This is a genomic window from Acidovorax sp. HMWF018 (assembly GCF_003061035.1).
Lineage (GTDB): Bacteria > Pseudomonadota > Gammaproteobacteria > Burkholderiales > Burkholderiaceae_C > Acidovorax > Acidovorax delafieldii.
In genome coordinates this window covers 4,794-7,527 of record NZ_QAIM01000476.1, presented here as the reverse complement: position 1 = coordinate 7,527, position 2,734 = coordinate 4,794, and the positions used below count along the sequence as shown (strand labels likewise).

Sequence of the window (2,734 nt, the reverse complement as noted above, 5' to 3'; positions counted from 1 at the left end):
CTTGTTCATGGTGAAACTCCGGAAAATTCTAAAAAGAGGACTTGGGTACTGAGAGATACGGCGCAACCAGGGCGGCAGATTCAGCCGCCCCTGGTGTATCCGGCGCGCTCACCCGAAGAAATCTGGCCAGTGCGCACAGCTTCAGCAGCCTGGGCACGCACGGCAGCGCGGTCGGCCGTGGACTTGTAGGTCACCACACGCGAACCAGCGGGTTCGATGGAGCGGGTCTGGGCCACAGTGGCGGCTTCAGCAGCCACTTCAGCGCGGGTGCGGTTAGTTTCAAACTTGGTGGCGAACTGCGAAGCATCGGCTTCGTCAGCCTGGGCACCAAAAGAAGCGAAAGCGGCGACAGCGGCGATAGACAGGAAACGTGCGGTGTTGTTCATGATGGAAATCCTTGAAGTTAAAGAAGCGGCTCAAAAAACCGGAACAAAGCGCCAAAAACAAAGAAAGCTGCTTGGGACCGGGTTCGGTGAGTCGCCTTGCGGGTTCGGCTCATCGATGGGATGAACTGTACGCCGGTGGGGTGCAGAGAAAAACCACCGGGTCGCGAACTAACTGTTCCAGTATTGTGAACAATCAATGCGGAACTTTTCAGGGTTTACCCAAGCCTGACTGTCCGGGATCACCAAAAAGCAGGCTACCGGCGACATTGTTGAATGAAAACCCTGATGCCAATTTGGGACAATGACATTGGGGTGACAGGGGGCTTTGTCACCCCGGTGAGCCCGGGCGGGGCCAGGTCTTGGTCATGGGAATCCGGACGTGTGATCTCTGCCATGCGGCAATAAACGAGCACGGGTAGCTGCGACTGCTGCTTGATGTGCATCAAGATTGCATGTCTGTATCGCGTCACGCGAGTCAGTGCCCCGCAAGAGAACCCCCTATAGTGCGAAGTAACGATTTGTGTTGCTTGCATGACCGATATTCTTCTTTCAGCGGATGCCGAGGACGCTGACAGTCCCCATTACTTGCGTGCGCTGACCGACATGGCCGACCGGCGTACGGTGGTCGCAGGTGCTGCCATCTACACCGACAACGGCATCAAGCTGGTGGAGAAGGGCGCGCGCATCGACAGCCGCCTGTACGACCGCCTGGTGCAGCACAAGCTGCGCGAACCCATTGACCGCCATCTGTCCATCGAAAACCCGGTGGACGTGCCATCACTGCTGGCCCTGGGCCAGACGCTGATCGAGCAGGAAACCCTGCCCGCCATGCTGGCCGAGGCCCTGGGCTCAGGTGCCCGGTTGCTGGCGCCCCTGAGGTCCCTGCCGTTGCCTTCTGCCATGGCCTGCAAGCTCACCGTGATGCGTGACCAGCGGCCCACGCTGTTCCAGCACAGTCTGGTGATGACCACCGTGGCGGTATTTCTGGCGGTCAAAAGCGGGCTGAGCGAACGCGATTGCAGCACGGTGGCGGCTGCTGCGCTGCTGCATGACCTGGGGGTGCTGCACATGGACCCGGCCTGGGATGACCCGGACCACAAGGTGGTGGGGGTAGGGCGCAAGCACCTGGTGGCCCATCCCATCTCGGCCATGCTCATGATCCGCGACACGCAGGCCTATCCACGTGCTGCCGAAGTGGCCGTGCTGGAGCACCATGAGCGCATGGACGGCAGCGGCTATCCGCGCGCCTTGCTGGGGGCGGACATCACGCCCATGGGCCGCATCCTGCTACTGGCCGAAGTGGTGGCCGCTTTCTACGAGAAATACGACGACATGCCCGCGCAGCGGCTGTCGCTGGTGCTGCGGCTCAATCACCGCAAGTTTCCTTCGGCACTGGTGGCGTTCATCCTGCCGCTTCTGCAGGAGGAAGTGGCCCGCGAATCGGCCTTGATGCCCCTGGGTAACGATGCGCCCCGCCAGATCGAATTGCTGGCCGAAGCCTTTGCCTACTGGGACCAGCTCAAGGCGGCCTTGCCTCCAGACACGGCGGCCAAGTCTTCTGCGGGCACTGCCTTTGCGTTTACCGATTCCCGCCTCATGGCATTGCAAAAAGCCCTGATCGAAGCGGGCTCGCACCCCCGGCACCAGGGCGAGTTGCTGGCGCAATTGCAAGGCGACGCCATTGGCATGGCCGAGGTCGCCCTGGTGGGGCGCGAGGCCCTGTGGCAACTGCAAAGCATCCTGAACGCCAGCCACCGCCGCTGGCCCCAGCTCTCGGACCGTGCCACGCCTGCTGATGCGGCGGTGGCGGACTGGTGCGACTGGGCGATGCGTACGCTGTAAGCAGACTTTCGGATCGACTCCGCCAGGGCGCGGGGTTTGCCTCTTCCACTGAGTACTCCGGCGCGCGGCGTTTGCTGGGCATCGCAACCCGAAAGGAAGGTCTCCCCCGCCACGCCACTCGTCGTTGCGTTCCTGGCCAAGGCTCCGGCCTTGGCGTCGTCGCGCGCTTGGATTGGCGTGGCGGGGGAGGCCTTCGCACTGGCAAAAATAGTGTGAACAAGCCCTTGCCCGCGTGGGCCTCCTCATACCGACGTCCTTGGTGGGTCTTCGCTTCCAGGTTCACCCATTCGGCAAAATACTGGTTATATTTACAGTATTCGTGTTGCCTCAACTTCTCCCACCACCATGCCTGCGCCACGCCCCTCTTTGCGGGTTGCGTCCGATTTGCCCATCCCCGTGCCTGGGGTGTGGCATGCCGACGCGCTGGGGGCCAGCGCGCAGCGCGTATTGCCTTCGGGCCATGCTGCGCTGGATGCCCAGCTGCCGGGTGGCGGCTGGCCTGTGGG

Annotated in this window: 2 protein-coding genes; one reads left to right on the top strand and one right to left on the bottom strand. The window is 62.1% G+C overall.

What is annotated here, in order from left to right:
* Nucleotides 1–80 precede the first annotated feature (80 nt).
* Nucleotides 81–386 carry a DUF4148 domain-containing protein gene (locus DBR23_RS20190; protein WP_108499388.1) on the bottom strand — a complete coding sequence of 102 codons (306 nt, stop codon included), beginning with the start codon at nucleotides 384–386 and terminating at the stop codon, nucleotides 81–83.
* Nucleotides 387–917: 531 nt separating this feature from the next.
* On the opposite strand from DBR23_RS20190, the gene DBR23_RS20185 reads away from it, so the two are divergent.
* Nucleotides 918–2,228 carry an HD-GYP domain-containing protein gene (locus tag DBR23_RS20185; RefSeq protein WP_108499387.1) on the top strand — a complete coding sequence of 437 codons (1,311 nt, stop codon included), beginning with the start codon at nucleotides 918–920 and terminating at the stop codon, nucleotides 2,226–2,228.
* Nucleotides 2,229–2,734 lie beyond the last annotated feature (506 nt).